At 69.9% G+C, this 22,445-nt stretch carries 19 protein-coding genes; 13 read left to right on the top strand and 6 right to left on the bottom strand.

Going from position 1 to position 22,445, the window contains the following annotated elements; all coding sequences use genetic code 11:
* Positions 1–62 precede the first annotated feature (62 nt).
* The 7 genes from F3T56_RS03770 (at position 63) to F3T56_RS03740 (ending at position 7,331) form a co-directional block, all read left to right on the top strand.
* A complete protein-coding gene (locus tag F3T56_RS03770) occupies positions 63–1,040 on the top strand; it encodes a helix-turn-helix transcriptional regulator (protein ID WP_149823233.1) in 978 nt (325 codons plus the stop codon).
* A gap of 15 nt (positions 1,041–1,055) precedes the next feature.
* A complete protein-coding gene (locus tag F3T56_RS03765) occupies positions 1,056–2,072 on the top strand; it encodes a helix-turn-helix transcriptional regulator (protein WP_149823232.1) in 1,017 nt (338 codons plus the stop codon).
* A 73-nt stretch (positions 2,073–2,145) separates the two neighbouring features.
* Complete coding sequence (locus F3T56_RS03760; protein ID WP_149823231.1) at positions 2,146–2,433, top strand: hypothetical protein; 288 nt, start codon at positions 2,146–2,148, stop codon at positions 2,431–2,433.
* A gap of 233 nt (positions 2,434–2,666) precedes the next feature.
* Entirely contained in the window at positions 2,667–2,861 is a 195-nt protein-coding gene (locus F3T56_RS03755; protein ID WP_149823230.1) for a hypothetical protein, read from the top strand.
* Positions 2,862–3,118: 257 nt separating this feature from the next.
* The gene (gene tatA / locus F3T56_RS03750) at positions 3,119–3,406 is read left to right on the top strand and encodes a Sec-independent protein translocase subunit TatA (RefSeq protein WP_149823229.1); all 288 of its coding nucleotides are present in this window, start codon (positions 3,119–3,121) and stop codon (positions 3,404–3,406) included.
* 50 nt (positions 3,407–3,456) lie between these two features.
* The gene (gene tatC / locus F3T56_RS03745) at positions 3,457–4,407 is read left to right on the top strand and encodes a twin-arginine translocase subunit TatC (protein WP_149823228.1); all 951 of its coding nucleotides are present in this window, start codon (positions 3,457–3,459) and stop codon (positions 4,405–4,407) included.
* 74 nt (positions 4,408–4,481) lie between these two features.
* Positions 4,482–7,331: a DEAD/DEAH box helicase gene (locus F3T56_RS03740; RefSeq protein WP_149823227.1), complete on the top strand. Its 2,850-nt coding sequence runs from the start codon at positions 4,482–4,484 to the stop codon at positions 7,329–7,331.
* 100 nt (positions 7,332–7,431) lie between these two features.
* Here the strand turns inward: F3T56_RS03740 and atzF are convergent, their stop codons facing one another.
* From atzF to F3T56_RS03720, 4 genes are all read right to left on the bottom strand, one after another.
* Entirely contained in the window at positions 7,432–9,093 is a 1,662-nt protein-coding gene (gene atzF, locus F3T56_RS03735) for an allophanate hydrolase (protein WP_149823226.1), read from the bottom strand.
* A 166-nt stretch (positions 9,094–9,259) separates the two neighbouring features.
* Positions 9,260–12,769 (bottom strand): 5-oxoprolinase/urea amidolyase family protein, encoded by a 3,510-nt coding sequence (locus tag F3T56_RS03730; RefSeq protein WP_149823225.1) that lies wholly within the window; start codon positions 12,767–12,769, stop codon positions 9,260–9,262.
* Positions 12,766–13,368, bottom strand: a complete 603-nt coding sequence (locus tag F3T56_RS03725; RefSeq protein ID WP_149823224.1) for an urea amidolyase associated protein UAAP2 — start codon at positions 13,366–13,368, stop codon at positions 12,766–12,768. The genes F3T56_RS03730 and F3T56_RS03725 overlap by 4 nt, the downstream gene beginning before the upstream one ends.
* A complete protein-coding gene (locus tag F3T56_RS03720) occupies positions 13,365–14,189 on the bottom strand; it encodes an urea amidolyase associated protein UAAP1 (RefSeq protein ID WP_149823223.1) in 825 nt (274 codons plus the stop codon). Before F3T56_RS03720 ends, F3T56_RS03725 begins: the two co-directional genes overlap by 4 nt.
* A 241-nt stretch (positions 14,190–14,430) precedes the next feature.
* On the opposite strand from F3T56_RS03720, the gene F3T56_RS03715 reads away from it, so the two are divergent.
* The 6 genes from F3T56_RS03715 (at position 14,431) to F3T56_RS03690 (ending at position 20,104) form a co-directional block, all read left to right on the top strand.
* Positions 14,431–15,072 carry a TetR/AcrR family transcriptional regulator gene (locus F3T56_RS03715; RefSeq protein ID WP_149823222.1) on the top strand — a complete coding sequence of 214 codons (642 nt, stop codon included), beginning with the start codon at positions 14,431–14,433 and terminating at the stop codon, positions 15,070–15,072.
* Between the two features lie 340 nt (positions 15,073–15,412).
* On the top strand, positions 15,413–17,062 hold the full coding sequence (locus F3T56_RS03710) for a sensor histidine kinase (protein ID WP_149823221.1): 1,650 nt from the start codon (positions 15,413–15,415) through the stop codon (positions 17,060–17,062).
* Positions 17,059–17,466 carry a roadblock/LC7 domain-containing protein gene (locus F3T56_RS03705; protein WP_149823220.1) on the top strand — a complete coding sequence of 136 codons (408 nt, stop codon included), beginning with the start codon at positions 17,059–17,061 and terminating at the stop codon, positions 17,464–17,466. Before F3T56_RS03710 ends, F3T56_RS03705 begins: the two co-directional genes overlap by 4 nt.
* Positions 17,463–17,879: a DUF742 domain-containing protein gene (locus F3T56_RS03700; RefSeq protein WP_149823219.1), complete on the top strand. Its 417-nt coding sequence runs from the start codon at positions 17,463–17,465 to the stop codon at positions 17,877–17,879. The genes F3T56_RS03705 and F3T56_RS03700 overlap by 4 nt, the downstream gene beginning before the upstream one ends.
* Complete coding sequence (locus F3T56_RS03695; protein ID WP_149823218.1) at positions 17,860–18,480, top strand: GTP-binding protein; 621 nt, start codon at positions 17,860–17,862, stop codon at positions 18,478–18,480. The genes F3T56_RS03700 and F3T56_RS03695 overlap by 20 nt, the downstream gene beginning before the upstream one ends.
* Positions 18,481–18,625: 145 nt before the next feature.
* Positions 18,626–20,104: a cytochrome P450 gene (locus tag F3T56_RS03690; protein ID WP_172638792.1), complete on the top strand. Its 1,479-nt coding sequence runs from the start codon at positions 18,626–18,628 to the stop codon at positions 20,102–20,104.
* A gap of 18 nt (positions 20,105–20,122) precedes the next feature.
* On the opposite strand, the gene F3T56_RS03685 is transcribed toward F3T56_RS03690, so the two are convergent.
* On the bottom strand, positions 20,123–21,064 hold the full coding sequence (locus tag F3T56_RS03685; RefSeq protein ID WP_149823217.1) for an RluA family pseudouridine synthase: 942 nt from the start codon (positions 21,062–21,064) through the stop codon (positions 20,123–20,125).
* A gap of 97 nt (positions 21,065–21,161) precedes the next feature.
* Complete coding sequence (locus F3T56_RS03680) at positions 21,162–22,277, bottom strand: terpene synthase family protein (protein WP_246203393.1); 1,116 nt, start codon at positions 22,275–22,277, stop codon at positions 21,162–21,164.
* Positions 22,278–22,445 lie beyond the last annotated feature (168 nt).

Below are 22,445 nucleotides of genomic sequence, written 5' to 3'. Positions count from 1 at the left end.
TTTGCCGCGACGCTTCGTAGCGGTACGGTCATCCGCTAGAAGCACCTTAGGGAAGGGCGTCGATGGCCATTGCCAAGGCCGAGCGGTTGATGAACCTGGCGCTGTGTCTGCTGGGGACGCGCCGGCCGCTCAGCAAGCGCGAGCTGCGGGATTCCATCGAGGCGTATGTCGAGGCCGCCAGGCCGGGTATGGACGCAGCCGGGTCCGACGACTCCTTCAACCGCATGTTCGAGCGCGACAAGGACGACCTTCGCGAACTCGGCCTGGTCATCGAGACGGTGGAGAACCTGGAGGGCGAGGTCGGCTATCAGGCCCGCCGCGACAGCAACAGCCTTCCGCCGATCACCCTCGACGCCGAGGAGGCCGCCGCCCTCGGTGTCGCCGCCAAGGTCTGGCAGCAGGCCCGGCTCGCCGGTGCCGCGAGCGGCGCCCTGCAGAAGCTGCGCGCGGCGGGGCTTCCCGAGGACGTCGACCCGTACGAGGCCCATGGCGCGCTGGAGCCGCGTATCCCCGTGCACGAGGCCGCGTTCGAGCCGCTGATGCTGGCCTGCCGCGACCGCCGCCCGGTCGTGTTCGACTACCGCAAGGCCACCGCCGCCCGCCCCGAGCCCCGCCATGTGGAGCCGTGGGCCCTTGAGTGCTGGCGCGGTCACTGGTACCTCGCCGGCTTCGATCGCGACCGGAGCGCCGAGCGCGTCTTCCGGCTCTCGCGGATCACCGGCAGGGTGCGCAGCCGGGGGAGTGCCTTCACCGTGCCGGTCCCGGACGTCGTCACCGTGCGGGAGACGGTCGCGAGCTGGGCGGGGGAGACCGCGGACCGCTCCGCGCTGATCCGGCTGCGCTCCGGCGCGGGCTACCCGCTGCGGGCCAGGGCGAGTGCCGTGCGGGAACTGGGGGACGGCTGGGACGAGTTGGAGATTCCGTACGGGCACGGTCTGGACGCCTGGCTGGTGGAGTTCGGGCCCGACGTGGTGGTCCTGGAGCCGGCCGAGTTGCGGGCCGATGTGGTGGACCGGCTGCGTGCCGTGGCCAAGGGTTGAGGGGGACGTAAGAACGTGGTGGGAAAGCCGGCGCGGCCGGGGAACGCCATCGACCAGACCCGGCGGATGCTCTCCCTGGTGACATATCTGCGGGAGAGGCCCGGCGCCCGGATCGAGGACGTCGCCCGTGCCTTCGGGATCACCGAGGACGAGCTGGTCTCGGACCTCGATGTGCTGCCCATGTGCGGGACCAGCTTCCGCGGGGGTGACCTGCTCGACATCGACACCGACGGTGAGCGCATCTGGTGGCACAACCCGGCCGCGCTCGGTGCGGAGGCCGCCGAGCCGCTGAGGCTGGCCGCCGACGAGGCGACCGCGCTGCTGGTGGCCGCCCGCGCGGTGGCCACGCTGCCCGGGCTGCGCGAGAGCGACCGGCAGGCGCTGCTGCGGGCCACCGCCAAGGTGGAGACGGCCGCGGGGGAGGCGGCCGGGGCCAGCTCACGGCTCTCGGTGACCTTCGAATCGGAGGGCGGGGTCTTCGCGGACGTCGACCGGGCCATCTCGGAGCGCCGCCGCCTGTGGATCCGCTACTACTCGCCGGCCCGTGACGAGGTCACCGAACGCGAGATCGACCCGATCCGCCTGGTCAGCGTCGGGCACACATACGTCGAGGCCTGGTGCCGGCGCTCCGAGGCACGCCGTACGTTCCGGCTCGACCGGGTCGCCGAGATCAAGATCCTCGACGAGCCGTCCGCGCCTCCCGAGATCGAGCTGCGGGACCTGTCGGAGGCGCTGGTGCAGCCCGCCGCCGAGGACCCGGAGGTCGTGGTGGAGGTCGGTCCGGGCGGGCGCTGGGTCGCCGAGTACTACCCGCACGACAGCGCCGATGAGCTGCCGGACGGCGGGCTCCGTATCTCTCTGCGGACGCCCGACCCCGCCTCGCTGCGGCGCCTCGCGCTGCGGCTCGGGCGCGACGGCCGGATCGTCTCGCCCCCGGACCTCGCGGACAGCGCCCGCCGCGCGGCCCGTGAGGCCCTGGCGGCCTACGACGAGGTCGCACCCGTGTACGACGGGCCGGGCGGGCGTGAGTGAGCCGCGGGGGCTACCCGGAGGCGACGAACGACCACACAAGGGAGGCACGAGGGCTGTGAGCGGCGGTTCGGTTATGTCTGGCGTGCAGGGCGTGCAGGAGATGTCCGTGGCGGTCGCCTTCGCGGGCATGAAGAGGGCGGTCGACGTGGTCTTCAGAGCCGGCTGCCCCGACTGCCGGGCCAATTTCGAGCTGGGCGCGAGCGCCCTCCGCCTCGCCATCGGCGCCACCAGCAAGACCACCTTCTACTCCTTCACCTGCCCCGAGTGCGGCGTCGCCGTCCGCAAACCGGCCGGCGAGCGCATCGTCGAGCTGCTGACCGGCGGAGGGGTCAGGACCTTGCGGCTGCATTCCGCGGGCTAGGGTCTGCCCGGCGGATCAGGCCGGCGGTTGTCCCGGGCGCCTTGTGACCTGAGGTGAGCGGGGCTTGGTGCGTGCAGCTGCAAGGCGGGGGAAGGAGCCGACGCGGAGCGATGGGGGTCCCACCCGCGCGAGCGAAGCCGAGCGTGGGGGAGACTGACGACAACGCGGCAGATGCGCGTGCCAGGCCCCGCGTCGCTGGCATGATCCGCCGGGCAGGCCCTAGGGTCGTCGCCATGTTCTGGGCGATGTTCGCAGTGGCTATCGGGTTCGTGGGTCTCGTCGTGCTGGGGGTGCTCGCCGTACGGGTCTTCGTGGAGGCTCAGCGGCTGGGGCGGCAGGTCGCGGAGTCGGGTCGGCGGATCAATCGGGCGGCGGAGGAGCTGGAGCGGGCGACGGTGAGCGCGGCCCGCTCTGTGGACGCTCTGTGAGTTCCGGTCGAGCCTGCTGTGAGTTGACTGCCGTGTGCGGTATGCGCCACTTCGCCCTGTCACCCTCACGCCATCGGCAGGTACGCTGCCTGTCGCGGCACGGAGAACGAGGCCCGAGTCGCGAATCGGGAGTACGCACGGGGATTGCCTCGCGTTCACCCCTGAGCGTTACGATCGCTGTCAGCACGATCGTTCGGACAGGTGTCCGACCGGTCGGACAGCCCCCACCCGCCGCCTCGGTGAGAAGGTAAAGACATATGTTCGGAAGGCTCGGCCCCACCGAGATCATTCTCATCCTCGTCGTCATCATCCTGCTCTTCGGCGCGAAGAAGCTTCCGGACATGGCGCGCTCGCTCGGCAAGTCCGCGCGCATCCTCAAGAGCGAGGCCAAGGCGATGAAGTCGGAGGGTCAGGACGACACCACCGCCGCGTCCGCGCCGCCGAACCCCGGCGAGGCGCCGGCTCAGCGCACGATCCAGGCCGCCCCCGGTGACGTGACCAGCTCCCGCCCGGTCGCCGAGCCGACGGACACGACCAAGCGCTGACGCAGGGCCGGACAAGTCTTCCGGCCTGCCGCACGAGATGAGGACGTGGGTTGCTCAAGTCTGCCCGCAAGAAGGAGAAGGATCCCGAGGGGCGGATGCCCCTCGCGGAGCACCTTCGTGAGCTCCGCAACCGGCTGGGGAAGTCGATCCTGGCCATCATGCTGGCCGCGGTGGTGGGGTTGGTCTTCTATCAGGAGATCATCAACTTCCTGACCCGGCCCGTCCAGGAGTCCGTCGGCTGCACGAAGGCGTTCACGGAGCTCGCCAAGCAGAGCGATGGTGCCTGCGGCAACATCACGATGTCGGGTCTGATGGGCCCGTTCACGCTGATGATCAAGGTGTCGCTGACGGCCGGTGTCGTCATCGCCAGCCCGGTCTGGCTCTACCAGCTCTGGGCGTTCATCGCGCCCGGTCTGCACCGGCACGAGAAGCGCTACTCGACGGCCTTCGTCGCGGCGGGCTTCCCGCTGTTCATGATGGGCGCCTACTTCTCGTACCACGTGCTGCCCGCGGCCGCCGAGGTCATGCTCGACTTCACTCCCGACAGCGCCGTCAACCTGCTGCCCCTGGACGAGTTGCTGGACCTCGTGACCCGCATGGTGATCGTCTTCGGACTCGCCTTCGAACTGCCGCTGATCCTGGTCATGATGAACATGACCGGCATGGTCACCGGGCGCCGGATGCTGGGCTGGTGGCGGGGCATGATCCTGGGTGTCACCCTGTTCGCCGCCTTCGCCACGCCGACGGTCGACCCGGTGTCGATGCTGGCGCTCGCCGCGCCGATCATCCTGCTCTACTTCCTCGCCACCGGCTTCGCCCTGGCGAACGACAAGCGCAAGCGGCGTCGCGAGGCCCTGGAGCCCGCCGACGACGAAGCCTCCGAACTGGATCTCACCCCCGAGGCCATCGGAGAGGTCGAGGCGGTCTCCGCCAGCCGGGCGCTGCCGTCCCAGGCGGACCCCGAGCACGAGCGGATCAACGGATACGACGACGTCACCTGAGACAAGGGTTGTACGCGGCCGGGGCGCCACGCGGCGCACCCGGCCGCTTCTGTGCGCGGGCAGATATCCGGATAATGATCGTCCTGTTGTCAGTGGGGCCCGGTACGCTCGAAAGCACGATGACAGAGGACCTCTCACCGGCCGAGCGGTATGCGGCAGCACGTAGGCGCGCTGCCGAGCAGGCCACCGCGCTCGCGTCCTTCCGCGAGATGTACGACTTCGGGCTCGACCCCTTCCAGATCGAGGCCTGCCAGGCGCTGGAGGCCGGCAAGGGCGTGCTCGTTGCCGCCCCCACCGGCTCGGGCAAGACGATCGTCGGCGAGTTCGCCGTCCACCTCGCCCTCCAGCAGGGCAAGAAGTGCTTCTACACGACACCCATCAAGGCACTGTCGAACCAGAAGTACGCCGACCTGTGCCGCCGTTACGGCGCCGACAAGGTCGGCCTGCTCACGGGCGACAACAGCGTCAACTCCGACGCCCCCGTGGTCGTGATGACCACCGAGGTGCTGCGGAACATGCTGTATGCCGGTTCGCAGACCCTCCTCGGCCTCGGCCACGTGGTCATGGACGAGGTGCACTACCTCTCCGACCGCTTCCGCGGCGCCGTATGGGAGGAAGTGATCATCCACCTCCCGGAGTCGGTCACCCTGGTCTCACTGTCGGCGACCGTGTCGAACGCCGAGGAGTTCGGCGACTGGCTGGACACCGTGCGCGGCCACACCGAGGTGATCGTCTCCGAGCACCGGCCCGTGCCACTGTTCCAGCACGTCCTCGCCGGGCGGCGGATGTACGACCTCTTCGAGGAGGGCGAGGGCAACAAGAAGGCCGTCAACCCCGACCTCACACGCATGGCGCGCATGGAGGCCAGCCGCCCCTCCTTCCAGGACCGCAGACGCGGCCGTGCCATGCGCGAGGCCGACCGAGAGCGGGAACGCAGACAGCGTTCCAGGGTGTGGATCCCGAGCCGGCCCGAAGTCATCGAACGGCTCGACTCCGAAGGCCTGTTGCCCGCCATCACCTTCATCTTCAGCCGCGCCGCCTGCGAGGCCGCCGTACAGCAGTGCCTGTACGCGGGGCTGAGGCTGAACGACGACGACGCACGGCTCAGAGTGCGCGCCCTGGTCGAGGAGCGCACGGCGTCGATCCCGAACGAGGACCTCCATGTCCTCGGCTACTACGAGTGGCTGGAAGGCCTGGAGCGTGGCATCGCGGCCCACCACGCGGGCATGCTGCCGACGTTCAAGGAGGTCGTCGAGGAGCTCTTCGTGCGAGGCCTGGTCAAGGCCGTGTTCGCCACCGAGACCCTCGCCCTGGGCATCAACATGCCCGCCCGCTCGGTGGTGTTGGAAAAGCTCGTCAAGTGGAACGGCGAGCAGCACGCCGACATCACACCGGGTGAGTACACGCAGTTGACGGGGCGGGCCGGCAGGCGTGGCATCGATGTGGAGGGGCATGCGGTCGTGCTGTGGCAGCGCGGCATGAACCCCGACCATCTGGCCGGACTCGCGGGTACGCGTACGTATCCGCTGCGCTCCAGCTTCAAGCCGTCGTACAACATGGCGGTCAACCTGGTCGAGCAGTTCGGCCGGCATCGCTCGCGCGAACTCCTTGAGACGTCCTTCGCGCAGTTCCAGGCCGACAAGTCCGTCGTCGGGATCTCCCGGCAGGTGCAGCGCAACGAGGAGGGTCTCGAGGGCTACAAGGAGTCCATGACCTGCCACCTCGGCGACTTCGAGGAGTACGCGCGCCTCAGGCGTGAGCTGAAGGACCGCGAGACCGAGCTGGCCAAGCAGGGAGCGGCCCAGCGGCGTGCCGAGGCCGCTGTGGCGCTGGAGAAGCTCAAGCCCGGGGATGTCATCCATGTCCCGACCGGCAAGTACGCCGGGCTCGCGCTGGTCCTGGACCCCGGGCTGCCCGCCGGGCGGTCCAACGGCCACCGGGGCTTCGAGCACCACGACGGGCCGCGTCCGCTGGTGCTGACCGCCGAGCGGCAGGTCAAGCGGCTGGCGTCCATGGACTTCCCGGTGCCGGTCGAGGCCCTGGAGAGGATGCGGATCCCGAAGTCCTTCAACCCGCGCTCGCCCCAGTCGCGACGGGATCTGGCCTCCGCGCTGCGCACCAAGGCCGGGCATCTCGAGCCTGACCGGCACCGCAAGAGGAGGGCCGCCGCCGCCGACGACCGTGAGATAGCGCGGCTGCGGACCGAACTGCGGGCCCATCCGTGCCATGGCTGCAACGACCGCGAGGACCACGCCCGTTGGGCCGAGCGCTACTACCGGCTCAAGCGGGACACCGCGCAGTTGGAGCGGCGTATCGAGGGGCGTACGAACACGATCGCGCGGACCTTCGACCGGATCGTGGCCCTGCTGACCGAGCTGGACTATCTGCGGGGTGACGAGGTCACCGAGCACGGGAAGCGGCTCGCGCGGCTCTACGGTGAGTTGGATCTGCTCGCGAGTGAGTGTCTGCGGGCCGGTGTGTGGGAGGGCCTGGGCCCGGCTGAGCTCGCGGCGTGTGTTTCGGCGCTCGTCTACGAGGCCCGGGTCGGCGACGACGCGATGGCGCCGAAGCTGCCGTCCGGCAATGCCAAGGCCGCGCTGGGGGAGATGGTGCGGATCTGGGGGCGGCTGGACGCGCTGGAGGAGGAGTTCCGGATCACGCAGAGCGAAGGGGTGGGGCAGCGTGAGCCCGACCTTGGCTTCGCCTGGGCCGCGTATATGTGGGCCTCGGGGAAGGGGCTCGATGAGGTGCTCCGTGAGGCGGAGATGCCGGCGGGGGACTTTGTGCGGTGGTGCAAGCAGGTGATCGATGTGCTCGGGCAGATTTCGGCGGCGGCGCCCTCCGGGTCGAGCGTGGGGAAGAGTGCGCGTAAGGCTGTGGAGGGGCTGTTGCGTGGGGTGGTCGCCTACTCGTCGGTGGGGTAGCTGTTCTCTGGCGGCTGACGGGTAGTCGGTGGCTGGTCGCGCCCACGCGGCGGAGCCGCACGTCGATAGAGCCCCGCGCCCCTGGGGATGCTGTCCCTGCTCAGCGGTTCAGATATGAGCGCCAGCTGCCGTACCTCGTGATGTCCTCGGCGTCCGCCAGGGCGCCAGGCTCGCACAGGAAACCTGGGGCATGGGTGCCGTCGGAGAGTTCGATCGTGCCCAGGGTCATGGGGCGGGGAAGGGTCGCCAGTAGGCGGCCCAGGCCTTCTGCGGGGAGGCGCCATACCTCCGTCTCGATGGAGGAGCCGCCCTTGCCTACGTGGACCAGGCCCGGCTTCTGTGGAGTCGTCCGTAGGGCGTGGAGGCGGTAGGCGGGCGCTGTGGTCGTGGTGCGGGTCAGGCGGGCGCCCAAGGACAGGAGTTGAGGGTTCAGCGGCTGGTCCGAGAGGTGGGCGCCTACCACCGCTAGTTGGGTGTACGGCTGGAGCAGGGTCGCGATCCTCGCCAGGCGGGCGTCCGTGAACGCCGGGCCGATCAGCATGACGCCGAAGGGGAGGCCGTTCACCTCCCCCGCTGGGACGGCCACCGCCGCCTGGTCGAAGAGGTTCGTGGAGTTGGTGAAACGGCCCAGGCGGGCGTTCGCGCCCAGGGGGTCGGCGGCCACTTCGGCGAGGGTGGGGTGGCCCGGAGTGGTGGGGAGCAACAGGGCGTCCGCGTCGGCCAGTTCGGTGAGGGCCTGGGTGCGCAGGTCGGCCAGGCGGGCCTGGTCGGTGAAGAGTTGGTGGGCCGGGATGTCGCGGGCGCGGGTGATGATGCCGGCGACGGTGGGATCGAGGGAGTCGACTCCGTCCGCGAGCGCCTTGTCGATGAAGCTCCCCACGGCTGTGTAGCGCTCGGCGACGAACGCGCCCTGGTACAGCATCGCCGCCGCTTCGGTGAACGGGGTGAGGTCGAAGGGGTGGATCTCCGCGCCCGCCGAGGCCAGTTGGTGCACTGCCGCCTCATACGCCTCCGCCCAGCCCTCGTCCAGTTCGCCGAGTTGGTCACGCGGGGGGACGGCGATGCGCCAGGGGCCCTGCGTGCGCTGGGGGAGGGGTGGGAGGGCGCGGGAGGGTGGCGAGACCATGTGGGCCAGGGCCTGTTCGGCCTCCGGGAGGGTGCGGGCGAACACCGTCACGCAGTCGAGGGAGGCACAGGCCGGGACGACGCCGGTGGTGGGGACCAGGCCTCGGGTGGGTTTCAGGCCGACGATGCCGTTGAAGGCGGCGGGGACGCGGCCGGAGCCCGCCGTGTCCGTGCCGAGCGCGAAGTCGACGATGCCGAGGGCTACCGCTACGGCCGAGCCCGAGCTGGAGCCGCCGCTGATGCGGGTGGGGTCGTGGGCGTTGCGGACGGCGCCGTGGGGGGAGCGGGTGCCGACGAGGCCTGTGGCGAACTGGTCGAGGTTGGTGGTGCCGAGGACGATGGCGCCGGCCTCGCGGAGGCGAGCGACGACGGGGGCGTCGGCCTCCGGTGTGTACGCGTAGGCCGGGCAGCCGGCGGTGGTGGGGAGGCCGTGGACGTCGATGTTGCCCTTCACGGCGAAGAGGTGGCCGGCGAGGGGGAGGTGGTCCCCTGCGGTGTGACGTTCGTCGATGGAGCGGGCTTCGGCCTCGACCTCTGGCTGTTGGCGCAGGTCGATCCAGATCTCGGGGCGGTGTACGGCGTCGATGCGGGCGTAGGCCGTACGGACTCTGGTGACGGTGTGCTGCTGGGGCGACATCTGTGCTCCATTGGCTGGGGTGGTGCGGTCGGCTGCGGGCCGGTGGGTGGTGTGTGCCCACCCTCCCCCATTCTCGGCTTCGCTCGAACGGGAGGTGCCCCCGTCGCCCTGCGGAACGACTGCCCACACACCACCGGCGGGCGTTTCAAGGCGTCCGGTGGAACGGTCACCGTGGCGCCAGAACGACCAATGCCGTCCCCGCTTCCACCTGGCTGCCCGGCACCGTCAGGAGGGCGTGGACCACGCCGTCGATCGGGGAGTCGACTCGGGACTCCATCTTCATGGCCTCCAGGGTGAGGAGGGGCTGGCCGGTGGTCACGATGTCGCCTACGTTCACGTTCAGTTGCCATACCGAAGCGGGGAACTCGGCCTCGATCAGATGGCCGCCCTCCGGGATGTCGACCTCCGCGGGCGGCGTCGGCGGTGTGGCGGAGGCCTCCGCCCGGGTGAACTCGCCAGCCGCTTCCCAAGCCGCCCTCTCCGCCGCGAAAGCGGTCTGTTGGCGGGTCCTGAAGTCGGCTATGGAGTCGGCGTGTTCCGTCAGGAACGTCTCGTACTCGGCGAGTGAGAAGACACCCTCCTCCACGCGTGGTACGAAGCGGCCCGACACGATGTCCGCCCGTAGGTTCAGGAGTTCCTCCGTGTCGACCGGGTACCACTTGATGCGGTCGAAGAAGCGCAGCAGCCAGGGGGAGCCCGGTTCGAAGGCGCCGCGTTGCTGCCAGGGGGACCAGACCTGCGTGGTGCGGCCGACGAACTGGTAGCCGCCGGGGCCCTCCATGCCGTAGACGCAGAGGTAGGCGCCGCCGATGCCCACGGAGTTCTCCGCGGTCCAGGTGCGGGCCGGGTTGTACTTCGTCGTCACCAGGCGGTGGCGAGGGTCGAGGGGGGTGGCCACCGGGGCGCCCAGGTAGACGTCGCCCAGGCCCAGGACCAGGTACTCCGCGTCGAAGACCGTGTCGTACACGTCGGCCACCGACCCCAGGCCGTTGACGCGGCGGATGAACTCGATGTTCCACGGGCACCAGGGCGCGTCGTCGCGGACGCCCGCCATGTAGCGGGCGATGGCCTCGCGGGTCGCGGGGTCGTCCCAGGAGAGGGGAAGGTGGATGGTGCGGGAGGGGACGACCAGTTCGTCCGCCGGAGGGAGCGCCGCCACGATCCGCCGTATCTCTGTGAGGAGTTCGGACGGGGGCAGGGTCGCCGGGTTCGTCTGGATCTGGAGGGAGCGGATACCGGGGGTGAGGTCGGTGACGCCGTCGATGGCGGCTTCCGCCACCGCCTCCATCAGGGCGTGCACCCGCATGCGCAGGGCGAGGTCGAGTTGCATGGGGCCGAACTCGACCAGGAGGTTGTCGTCGCCGCTGCGGCGGTACGTCACATCGCCGTCGCGGGCCAGTACGCCGCCGTCGACGATCGCCGGGCGGGGCGAGGTGTCGTCGGACACCGGCCGGAAGCGGACCGTGTCACCGGGGCGGAACTGGCCGAGCTTCCAGCGTTCCGTGGAGATCACCGTGGCCGGGCAGACGAAGCCGCCCAGTGAGGGGCCGTCGGGGCCGAGCAGGACGGGCATGTCGCCGGTGTAGTCGACGGCGCCGACCGAGTACGGGGTGTCGTGGATGTTGGAGGGGTGCAGGCCCGCCTCGCCGCCGTCGGAGCGCGCCCAGCGCGGCTTCGGCCCGACCAGCCGTACACCGGTGCGGGCCGAGTTGAAGTGGACCTTCCAGTCGGCCGCGTAGAACTCGTGGATGTCGTCCTCGGTGAAGAACTCCGGTGCCGCGTGCGGGCCTTCGAGGGCGGCCACCTGCCAGACCGAGCCGAACTCAGGGCGCGCGTCCACCGGGACGGGTGAGCCCTCGGTGACGGCTCCGCCGTGCAGGACGTCGCCCGTCCGCAGGGCGCGGCCGCCGTGCCCGCCGAAGCGGCCCAGGGTGAAGGTGGCCGCGCTGCCGACGAACGACGGGACGTCCAGGCCGCCGCCCGCGAAGAGGACGTAGGCGCGGAGTCCGTGTTCCGCTGGGGCGCCGACGGCGAGTACGGCTCCGGCGGGCACCGTCACCGGCTCCCACTGCCGTACCGGTGAGCCGTCCACGGTCACGGGGGCGGGGGCGCCCGTCACACAGACGGTCGTGGTGTGGGTGAAGCGCAGCGACGGCCCCTGGAGGGTGCACTCGAGCCCGGGGGCGCCGTCGGAGTTGCCGAGTGCTCGGTTGCCCAGGCGGAAGGACAGGTCGTCCATGGGGCCGCAGGGTGGGACGCCGACCTGCCAGTAGCCGGTGCGGCCGGGCCAGTCCTGGACGGTGGTGAGGGTGCCGCCGGAGACGACCTCGATGCGCGGGGTCGGGTCGCTCACCGACGCCAGGGTCGCCGTGGAGTGGGTGGCCTGCTCGAAGTCCTTCCGCGCGAGCGCCGCCCGGACCAGTCCCAGGTTCGTCTCGATGCCGTCGACGCGGGTCCTGGCCAGCGCCTCGTCGAGCCGCCGCAGCGCGTGGGCGCGGTCCGAGCCGTAGGCGACGACCTTCGTGAGCAGCGGATCGTACGACGTGGTGACCTCGGTTCCCGTCTCCACCCAGCCGTCCACGCGCACACCCTGCGGGAACTCGACCCGGGTCAACAGGCCCGCGCTCGGCCGGTGTTCGCGGGCCGGGTCCTCGGCGTAGACGCGGGCCTCGACGGCGTGACCACGCGGTGTGCCCGGGGCGCGTACGACGTCGCGGTCGCCGCAGGCCAGGCGCAGCATCCAGGCGACGAGGTCGACGCCGTAGATCTCCTCCGTGACCGGATGCTCGACCTGGAGGCGGGTGTTGACCTCCAGGAAGTACGCCTCCTCGCGCCCGGCGTCGTACACGAACTCGACGGTTCCGGCGGAGCGGTAGGCGACCGAGGCGCACAGGTCGCGGGCGGAGGCGGCGAGTCGCTCGCGGACGTGGGCGGGCAGGCCCGGGGCGGGGGCTTCTTCCACGACCTTCTGGTGGCGGCGCTGGAGGGAGCAGTCGCGGTCGCCGAAGGTGACGACGCGGCCCTCGCCGTCGCCGAAGACCTGCACCTCGACATGGCGGGCGCGTTCGACGAGGCGCTCAAGGTACACGCCTGCGCTGGAGAACGAGGCGGCCGCTACGCGTTGCACCCGCTCCCAGGCCTCGGTCAGTTCATCGGCGGATCGACATGCCGACATACCGATACCGCCTCCGCCGCCGGTGGCCTTGAGCATCACCGGCCAGCCGATGGCCGCGGCCCGGTCGAGCGCCTCGTCGAGTGAGGCCAGCAGTCCGGTGCCGGGGAGGAGGGGGACGCCCGCGGCCTCGGCGGCCGCCCGTGCCGTGTGCTTCGCGCCGAACAGCTCCAGCTGCTCGGGGGTCGGCCCCACGAACACGATGTCCGCGTCCACGCAGCGGCGGGCGAAGGCCGCGTCCTCGGAGAGGAAGCCGTAGCCGGGATGGATCGCCCCCGCGCCCGTGTCCTTGGCGGCCTTCAGGACCAGGTCCGTATCGAGGTATGACTCCTTCGCGGGCGCCGGGCCGAGCCGTACCGCCTCGTCCGCGAGCCGGACATGGGGTGCGGCGCGGTCGGCGTCGGAGTACACCGCGACCGTACGCAGGCCGAGGTCGCGGGCGGTACGGATGATGCGTACGGCGATCTCGCCCCGGTTGGCGACCAGCAGGGTGTCGAAGGTCATGCGCCGCCCGCCTGGGTGATCGTCATCTCCACCGCCGTCGGGTCGAAGCCGTTGCAGGGGTTGTTGATCTGGGGGCAGTTGGAGACGAGGACGAGTACGTCGCGTTCGGCGCGCAGGGTCAGGGCGAGGCCCGGGGCGGAGATGCCGTCGACGATGCCGAGGGTGCCGTCCTTCTCGACGGGCACGTTCATGTACCAGTTGATGTTCGAGACGAGGTCGCGTTTGCCCAGGCCGTACTTCGCTCCCTCCGCGAGGAAGTTGTCCACGCAGGCGTGCTGCGACCAGGTGTGGTGGCCGTACCGCAGGGTGTTCGACTCCTTGGAGCAGGCGCCGCCGACCGTGTCGTGCCGGCCCACGTCGTCGGCGACCAGGGTCATCAGCGCAGTGTGCTCGTTGGACATCAGCACGCTGCCGGTGGTGAGGAAGATTCCGCCCTGCGCGTGGATGGTGTCGGGGGCGCTGTAGCGGACGGATGTGTCGTGGGCGTCGTACACGAGGAAGTCGACGGCCTGGTTGCCGTGGAGATCGGTGATGGTGAGTGTGCCGCCGGCGCGGATTACGGACGACCAGGCCGCCCTGGCCGGAACTATGGTCTTCATGCGATCCCCCTCGCGGCGAGGAACTCGGCGGTGTTGAGGAAGGCGCGGCGGCCCTCGGGGGTGGTGTCCCACAGGGCGTCGCCGGGCCGGGTCGGCTGGGCTCGCCAGGCGAGGACCTCCAGCGCGGTGCTGACGTACTGCGGGCGCGGATCGACCGGATGCGGCACGTTGGCGATCAGTACGGTCACGTCCTGCTCGGCGCGCAGGGTCACGCTGCCGCCGGGGCCGGCGGAGCCGGTGAAGTCGAGGGTGCCGTCGTCGCGTACCCGCACGCCCTGGAAGAAGGAGAGCGAGGGCGGCAGATCGCGCGGGTCGAGTCCGTTCTTGGCGGCGGCGAGCTTGAACAGCTCGCGTCCGGCGGGGGAGGGCGACTGCGGGGTGCCGTCCCCGTACCGCTCGGTGTTGCGTACGAGGGTGGAGCTGCCGCACAGCGCGTCGTGCCGGCCCGAGGTGTCGGAGACGACCGAGGCGAGGACGCGGCCCTGGTCGGACAGGAGCAGGACGCCCCCGCCGAGGTAGGCGTTCCACTGAACCTTGACCGTGTCCGCGACGTTCAGCCGCTCCCAGGGCCGGTCGGCGTGGTGCAGCAGCAGATGCGCGCAGGCGTCGCCGTGCAGGTCGGTCAGGCGGAACTCCGTGCCGCGGGCCAGCACCCTGTGCGTGTAGTTGCCGCCCGCCACCGTCTCCGCCCACACCAGGCGGCTCGCCTCGCAGGGCGGTTCCGGCCAACTGCTCGCCGGTACGACGGGCATCGCCTCGGTGCGGGTGCCCTCCTGCGCCCTGGCGTGATCACGTGCTCCGTACGTCGTCGCTGTCGCCATCGCGGGACCTCCGGGTGCTCCGGTGATTTCTGTCGCTCGACAGAAATTAGGGGCGGGCAGGGTCGGGGCCGTGTCCCGGGGGTTCCGGGCCGGTTACCGAACACTCACGGGGCCGTGCCCCGAACGGTCACCAGGGTCGCGCCCGGGAAGGGGTGCGGGGAACCCGTACGACCAGCCACATCGGATCCGCGCGTACCTACCTTCCAAAGGCCCCTTCACCCCATGTGCGAGGATCGAACACATGGGAAGCGCAGGTGGCGGCGGCACGGGCGGGCGAAGGGTCGGCAGGCCCAGGGCTTCGCAGCGGCCCGACACCGGCCTCTCTCCCCGTGACGAACTGCTCGCGGCCGCCGCCGAGTTGTTCACGACCCACGGCTACGCGGCCACCTCCACCCGCGCCCTGGCCGACCGGGCCGGCATGCGGCAGGCGTCGATGTACCACTACGTCTCCGGCAAGGAGGAACTCCTCGCCGAGTTGCTGGAGTCGACGGTCACCCCCTCGCTGACCCTGGCCCGCCGCCTACTCGCGGACGATGCGACCCCGGCCGAGGACCGGCTGTGGGAGCTGTGCCGCACCGACGTCCAACTGCTCTGCGGCGGCCCGCACAACCTCGGCGGGCTCTACCTCCTCCCGGAGGTCCGCACCGAACGCTTCGCCGGCTTCCATGCCGTACGGGCGGAACTCAAGGACGCCTACCGGCAGTTGATCGCGGCCACGGCAGCGGGCGCGGCGCTCGCCAAGAGTGAGCTGGACCTGCGTACGGACCTGGTGTTCGGCCTGATCGAGGGTGTCATCCTCGTCCACCGCTCCGACCCCGACCGCCCTGTGTTCGCGTTCGCCGACGCCACGGCGGACGCCGCGCTGCGGATCGCCGGGATCTGAGGGCGGGGCGCGGCTCTCACCTGTGCCTTTGCGTCCCGTCTCACCCTGTCAAGGGGCGGCCCTCATACGCTTGTACGTCATTACGCAACGCGTTCGAATGACTGCCCTGCGTGTAAACGACCAGAGCGTACTCCTGTCGCCAGGGTGATTTCAGGCGGTTGCTGAATATGACACAGCGATGATCCGGTCGGACTAAGCTCGCCCGCAGCGCACCGAGTTGGGGTGTAATCGTGCGCTTGTTCCAAAAAATAACGAAGACGCAGTTTGATCTGCGGAAGAACCATCAGCAAGTCCCCAATAAGTCCCTGACCTTCAGCCGATCTGTCTATAGAGGGCATACATGGTGAGTGTTCAATCGCCTCCCGGTGGCCGTGAACTTCCCGACGTGCGCGTGCTGTTGCTACCGGCGATACTGATGGCCGCGGCGACCGGGACCACCGTCTCCCTGGTGACGGGTTCGGTCCGGCTCGCCGTCGGCTTGTGCGGAACGGTCGCGACGCTCCTACTGGTCGCGGTCGCGGTCATCGCGGTGCGCGGCCGCCGTCGTACAGTCCGCGAACTCCGCGCCGAACAAGGGCGGCGGACCGCTGGTCTCGAACAGCGCATCGCCGCCCACGACCAGGAGTTCACCCGGCTGGGCAAGGAGATCCTGCCCGCCGCGCTGTACCGACTGCGCGGCGGAGAATCCCCCCAAGAGGTGATTCGTCATGTTGTCGACGGTGACGCCGAGTGGCGCGAACTTCCCAAGTCCCAGCGTGACTTGCTGTACACGGTGATCGACATCATCGACCGCGAGGAAGCGATGCGCGACTCCTCGCAGCGCTCCTTCGTCAACATCGCCCGACGTGTCCAGGCGATCGTGCACCAGCAGAACAAGGAACTCCGGGAGATGGAGGAGGACCACGGGCGCAACCCCGAGGTCTTCGACGACCTGCTGCGCATCGACCACGGCACCGCGCTGATCGGCCGGCTCGCCGACTCCATTGCCGTCCTCGGCGGCAGCCGCCCCGGCCGTGTGTGGCCCAAGCCGGTCCCGCTCTACAGCTGCCTGCGCGGCGCCATGTCCCGCATCCTGGAGTACCGCCGCATCGAGTTGCACTCGATCGCCAAGGCCAACGTCAACGGCGTCTCCGTCGAACCGGTCATCCACGCCTGCGCCGAACTCCTCGACAACGCCACCCGCTACTCGCCGCCGCACACCAAGGTGCACGTCACCGCCATCGAGGTACAGACCGGCATCGCCATCGAGATCGAGGACGGCGGCGTCAGCCTCAGCGAGGAGTCCCGCGCCAAGGTCGAGGACATGCTCATCAAGGCCCAGCGGGGCGAGGACATCCAGGACATGGGCGGCAGCCCGCGCCTCGGCCTCGCCGTCGTGGGCCGGCTGTCCACGATGTACGACATGAAGATCTCGCTCAGGCAGTCCGCCTACGGAGGGGTCCGTGCCGTAGTCGTCGTACCACGCAACATGCTCACCGAGGAGCCCGCCCCCGGTCTCGCCCACGGCATCGGCGCCGCCGCCGTGCCGACCATGGACACTGGAGGCGTCGAGGGCCCCGACCGCAAGCCCAAGCGCCGCCGCCCGACCACCGGACCGCGGATCCCGAGCTCCGCGGAAGAGATGGCACCGGGCATGGAGGACGACACCCCCGTCGTCACCGAGTGGACGGCCAACGGCCTGCCGCAGCGCCGCAGCCGGATGACCATCCCGCTCAGCCAGCGATACGCCGAGGCCGCCGCGGCCGAGGCAGCGGCCGAAGCCGCGATGGCCGCCGCGCCTGTGTGGCAGCCCGAGCCCGAACCGAAGAAGGAACTGCCGCCTCCGGGCTTGTGGGTCGAGGCGTTCATGGAGGGACTCAAGCGCGACCCGGATCCCAATGCAATCACCAGGAACCCGGACGACCCGGCCGAGTCCAACGCGTCCACCGCTTCCACCGCGAACAACGAGTCGGCCCGCAGCGAGGCCGACGACGAGGGGGACCTCAAGTGATCCAGCAGCGAGCCAATTTCGACTGGATGCTCAAGGATCTGGCCGACGGCGTGCCGGGCATCCAGCAGATCGTGGTGCTCTCCGCCGACGGCCTGCGCATCGCCCGCCACGGCGGTGACCCGGACGCCGCCGACCGGGTCGCCGCGGCCTGCGCGGGACTCCAGAGCCTGGCCGGCGCGGTCGCCAGTGAGATCCCGCAGAGCGACGGCGAGATGCGGATGGTCATCATCCAGATCAACGGCGGCTACTTCTACCTCATGGCCGCCGGATCCAACGCCTATCTCGCGGTGCTCGCCAACGAGATCGCCGAGCCCGGTCTGATGAGCAACCGTATGCGCGACCTCGTCGACCGCATCGGCTCCCATCTGACCAGTCCGCCGCGGCGGAACGGGCAGACCGTATGATTCCTCCGCAACGCCGACGACGCCACCCCACACAGGAGCCACCTCCGCCGCCACCCCTGAAGCTGGAGGGACCCAAGGACGGAGAGGGGGAGCGTCCACCCGAGCGGCTGTACATCCTCACCGGAGAGGACGGCGAGCGGGCCCCGATCGACCTCGTCACGTTGATCGTGGCGCGCGCCGATCCACCGCGCTCCGCCGCTCCGGAACAGTCGGCGCTGCTCCGGCTCTGCCAGTCTCCCCTGTCCGTGGCCGAGATCTCGGCCTATCTCAACCTGCCGATCAGCGTGGTGACCGTCCTGCTCACCGAGCTGCTGACGGCCGAACTGGTACAGGCACGCGCACCGGTCATCCGGCAGGCGCGAGCAGACCGTTCCCTCCTCGAAGCGGTGATGCATGGACTTCAAAAGCTCTGACACCATCACGGGTCCACGGACCGAGGACCACCTGCCGCTCACCGCACAGGCCGCGGCGAAGATCGTGATCGTGGGCGGTTTCGGAGTCGGCAAGACGACCATGGTGGGGTCCGTCAGCGAGATCAAACCGCTGACGACCGAGGAGACCATGACGCAGGCCGGCATCGGAGTCGACGACAACTACGGCTCCAAGTCCAAGACGGCCACCACCGTGGCCATGGACTTCGGCCGCATCAGCATCACGGACCAGCTGGTGCTCTACCTGTTCGGCACCCCCGGGCAGGAGCGCTTCTGGTTCCTGTGGAACGGACTGTTCGAGGGCGCCCTCGGCGCGGTCGTCCTGGTCGACACCCGTCGGCTGGAGGTCAGCTTCGACGTCATGGGTCGCCTGGAGGAGCGCGGTGTGCCCTTCGTCGTCGCGGTCAACGACTTCCCGGACGCGCCCCGCTACACCCTCGACGAACTGCGCCAGGCGCTCGACCTCGCGGAGGAGATCCCCATCGTCCGCTGCGACGCACGGCGCCGGGCGTCCAGCCGGGACGTCCTGATGACGCTGATGAGCTTCCTGCACTCCCTGACGATGTCGGCGGCGTCGACATGAGCCCCGCGCGGGCTCCGCGAGTTCCCTGAGCCACACACCGTACGAGTCCCACGACCGGGAGCCGTGTTGTCCCGCACGCCAGTCCCCTCCCGGTCTCTCACCAACTCTCCAGACATCGGATCCACTTCAGTTCGGAGCGACATTCGTGACGCCTGAAACCCACTCCCCGACCAGTACGGACGACCCCACGCCCGGTCCGCCCCCCGGTTGCCCCGCCCACGGCCATGGCCCCGGCGGCGTGCGCCGGCTGTACGGCCCGGAGGCGGAGGACCTGGGAGCCGTGTATGAGAAACTCCGCGCCGAACACGGTGCGGTGGCCCCGGCACTGCTCCACGACGACGTGCCCATCTGGGTGGTGCTCGGCCACGGCGAGAACCTGCACATGGTGAGCACCCCCTCGCAGTACTGCAAGGACAGCCGGCTGTGGACCCCCATGCAGGACGGCACGGTCAAGCCCGACCACCCGCTCATGCCGCACTTCGCCTGGCAGCCCATCTGCTGCCACGCCGAGGGCGACGATCACCTGCGGCTGCGTGGGGCGGTCACCGGCGCCATGTCGACGATCAACTACCGGAGCATCCGCCGCTACATCAACCGCGCGACCCAGCACCTCGTCAACAAGTTCTGCGAGGAGGGCACGGCCGACCTGGTCAGCCAGTTCGCCGAGCACCTGCCGATGGCGGTGATGTGCGAGATCCTCGGCATGCCCGAGGAGTACAACGACCGGATGGTGCAGGCTGCCCGCGACATGCTCAAGGGCACCGAGACCGCGATCGCCAGCAACCAGTACGTCATGGATGTCCTGATGCGGCTCACCGCCCGCCGCCGGGCCGAGCCACAGGACGACTTCACCAGCCACCTCATCAACCACCCGGCGGGGCTCAACGACGAGGAGATCGGCCAGCACCTGCGTGTCGTCCTGATCGCCGCCTACGAGGCCACCGCCAACCTCCTCGCCAACGTACTGCGCGTGGTGCTCACCGACCCGGGCTTCCGCGCCCAGCTGAACGGCGGCCAGATGACCGTGCCCGAGGCGGTCGAGCAGTCCCTGTGGGACGAGCCGCCGTTCAGCACCGTCTTCGCCTACTTCGCCAAGCAGGACACCGAGCTGGGCGGTCAGCGCATCCGTCAGGGCGACGGGCTCCTCCTCGGTATCGCACCGGGCAACATCGACCCCCGCGTCCGCCCCGACCTCAAGGCCAGCATGCAGGGCAACCGCTCCCACCTGGCCTTCAGCGGTGGCCCCCACGAGTGTCCGGGCCAGGACATCGGCCGTTCCATCGCCGATGTCGGCGTCGACGCGTTGCTGGCCCGTGTACCGGACATCCAACTCGCCTGTGAGGAGCACGAGCTGCGTTGGCGGTCGTCCGTCGGGAACCGGCACCTCGTGGAACTGCCGGTGAAGTTCGAGCCGAAGACCCCGGAGGAGGTCATGGAGCGGCCCACCGTCAAGCCGGTGCCGCCGCAGCGCCCGAACAACTGGCAGGTCAGCACGGAGCAGCCACAGCCCACGGCTCCGGAACCCGCCATCCCGGCCGACGAGCCCACGCCGACGTCGGTGCCCGAACCGGCCCGCCGACCAGGCCTGTACCGGCGTCTCCTGCGCCGGTGGCTCGGCAAATGAGCCGACCCGGGACCGGGGCTACCCCGCCCACTCCTCGTACGAGGACCAGGCCCACAACACCCGCGGGCTGACGAACCGGTGCTCGCGCCCCGTGACCGGATCGGTGAACTCCAGGGCCCGTGCCAGTAGTTGGAGCGGGCGCCGGAAGTCACCGGTCGGCACGGGGCCGGTCACCACCGGATAGAGGGGATCGCCGAGGATCGGCACCCCCAACGCGCTCATATGCACCCTAAGTTGGTGCGTCTGCCCGGTACGCGGTATCAGCCGGTACCGGGCACGCCCGTTCCGGTGCTCCAGCAGCTCGACCCGGCTGACGGCGTTGGGCTCGCCCTCGATTTCGCGGGCCGCCATGACCCCGCGCTCCTTGACGATCCGGCTGCGCACAGTGCGGGGCAGGACCAGCACGGGGTCGTACGGCGCCACGGCCTCGTACTCCTTCGCCACCCGCTTGTCCCGGAACAGCGACTGGTACACGCCGCGCTCCTCGGGCCGCACGGTGAACAGCACCACCCCGGCCGTGAGCCGGTCCAGCCGGTGCGCCGCGCCCAGCGTCGGGATGCTCAGCTGCCGCCGCAGTCGCGCCAGGGCCGTCTCGGCGACATGGCTGCCGCGCGGCGTGGTGGCCAGGAAGTGCGGCTTGTCGGCCACCACCACGTGCTCGTCCCGGTACAGGACGCCGACCTCGAACGGCACCTGCTCCTCGTCGGGCAGCTCCCGGTGGAACCACACGAACATGCCCGGCACGTACGGCATGTCCCGCGGTACCGGACGCCCGGTGACGTCCACGATCCGCCCCGCGTCGAGCATTCCGTCGATCACCCCGGGCCCGGCCGCGAGCCGCGCCACGAGATGATCCCGCACGGTCGCCCACGCGTCCCCGGCCGGCAGCCGCACCCGCACTGGGGCCACACCGTCGCGCTGCGGCAGGGGAGAGGGCGGGGGCGGGGTACGGCGTCTCATCACGATCAAGCATACGAGGGGCGTGGCGTGCCAGACCCGCCCTCCATCGCCCGGCCGTTCTTGCACCGCAGGTCAGAGAGCCATCCTTCGACCAGGTCTACGCAACCGCTGTGGCTGCGTTGTGGCGGTCCCCGCACTGTGGGCAGACACCGGCGGCGACCGAGTAGTGCACGTCGGCCTTGATTCGGTCATGGGTGGGACCATGAGGCCCTGTCTTGGGGGTGGGACGTCCTGCGCGATGGTTGTGTCGTCCGGTGAGGGTGTGCCATTCGAGATTTCCCCGCATCCAGTGCCGCAGCCCGGCGAGGTAGCGGGCGAGTTCGGGCGAGGCGTGACGCGCGACGTCGGGTTCTAGACGCAGATACTCACGCATGAGGCGGTCGTGGAGTTCGCCGGTCGCGCACATACTCCGTTCGAGAGACCATCCGTGGCGTGCGGAGAGCACGGTGGGCAAGCTGTGGCTGCCGATGTCAGCGCTCTCTTTGGCGACCGAGTACAGATCGTTCACCAGCATGATCATCAATGAGGCGGCGAGCGACAGAGACCGGACACCGGGCTCTTCCCAGTCGCGGACGGGCAATTCGTAGCCGCCGACGACATCGATCAGCACCAGGCAGGCCATGGCCCCGTTGTACTTGCGATGAGCCAGGTACTCAGCGGGATCGGGAACGTGCCCGGCGATACGCCAGGAGTTTTCCGCCGCCATCGCCAAGAACGTGGCGATCGTCTCGTGGCGCAGACGGCCTACTTGTGCCGGCGCGCCCAAGCGTGTGATGTGTTCTGCGGTCGCGCGGAGCGCACGCGCAACTGGGTCACTGCCGACAAAGCCCTCGATCGAGGGGCAGTCGGGCAGCCGGGGGCCGTTCTCCAGCGCGGTCAACGACCCAGCGAGCCGTGAGGCGCTCATGGCGAGGCGGACGCCTTCGATGCCCTCGTCGCAATAGTGATCGTCCGCGGCGAACAGGGCGGTCATGTTGCAGGCCGCGAGCATCAGGTGATCGTGGTCGACCGCGTCAGGGTGCGTCATCGCCGCGAACGTGCCGAACCGGTAGCCGTTGAGCTCAGTCCGCTGCGCCGGGAAAAGATCAAGGCTCAGCGCCCAATCAGCGATCTCCTCGTCCGCCCTGCGCGCCGCCGTCTCGTCGTACGTGACCGGAAAGGGGCACAACACACTCGGCACTGACAAGTCCCGTGTGGAGGTGTCGCTATTCATGCCCCTCATGGTGCGATGCGCGGGTCCCTTTGGGGAATGGCTGGTTCTGGCCACAATGACAACGGTTCCCAAACCCTTTCCCCTCGCAGCAGCACCGACGGCCCTAGGGCGCGTATCTGGTTTCGATCAATCTGGCGGATCCGGCCCGCGCGGTGTGGCGGATCCGGT

The organism is Streptomyces tailanensis, from assembly GCF_008386495.1.
Lineage (GTDB): Bacteria > Actinomycetota > Actinomycetes > Streptomycetales > Streptomycetaceae > Streptomyces > Streptomyces tailanensis.
Note: the sequence above shows the minus strand (reverse complement) of the source record. Positions and strands in the feature narration are given on the sequence as shown.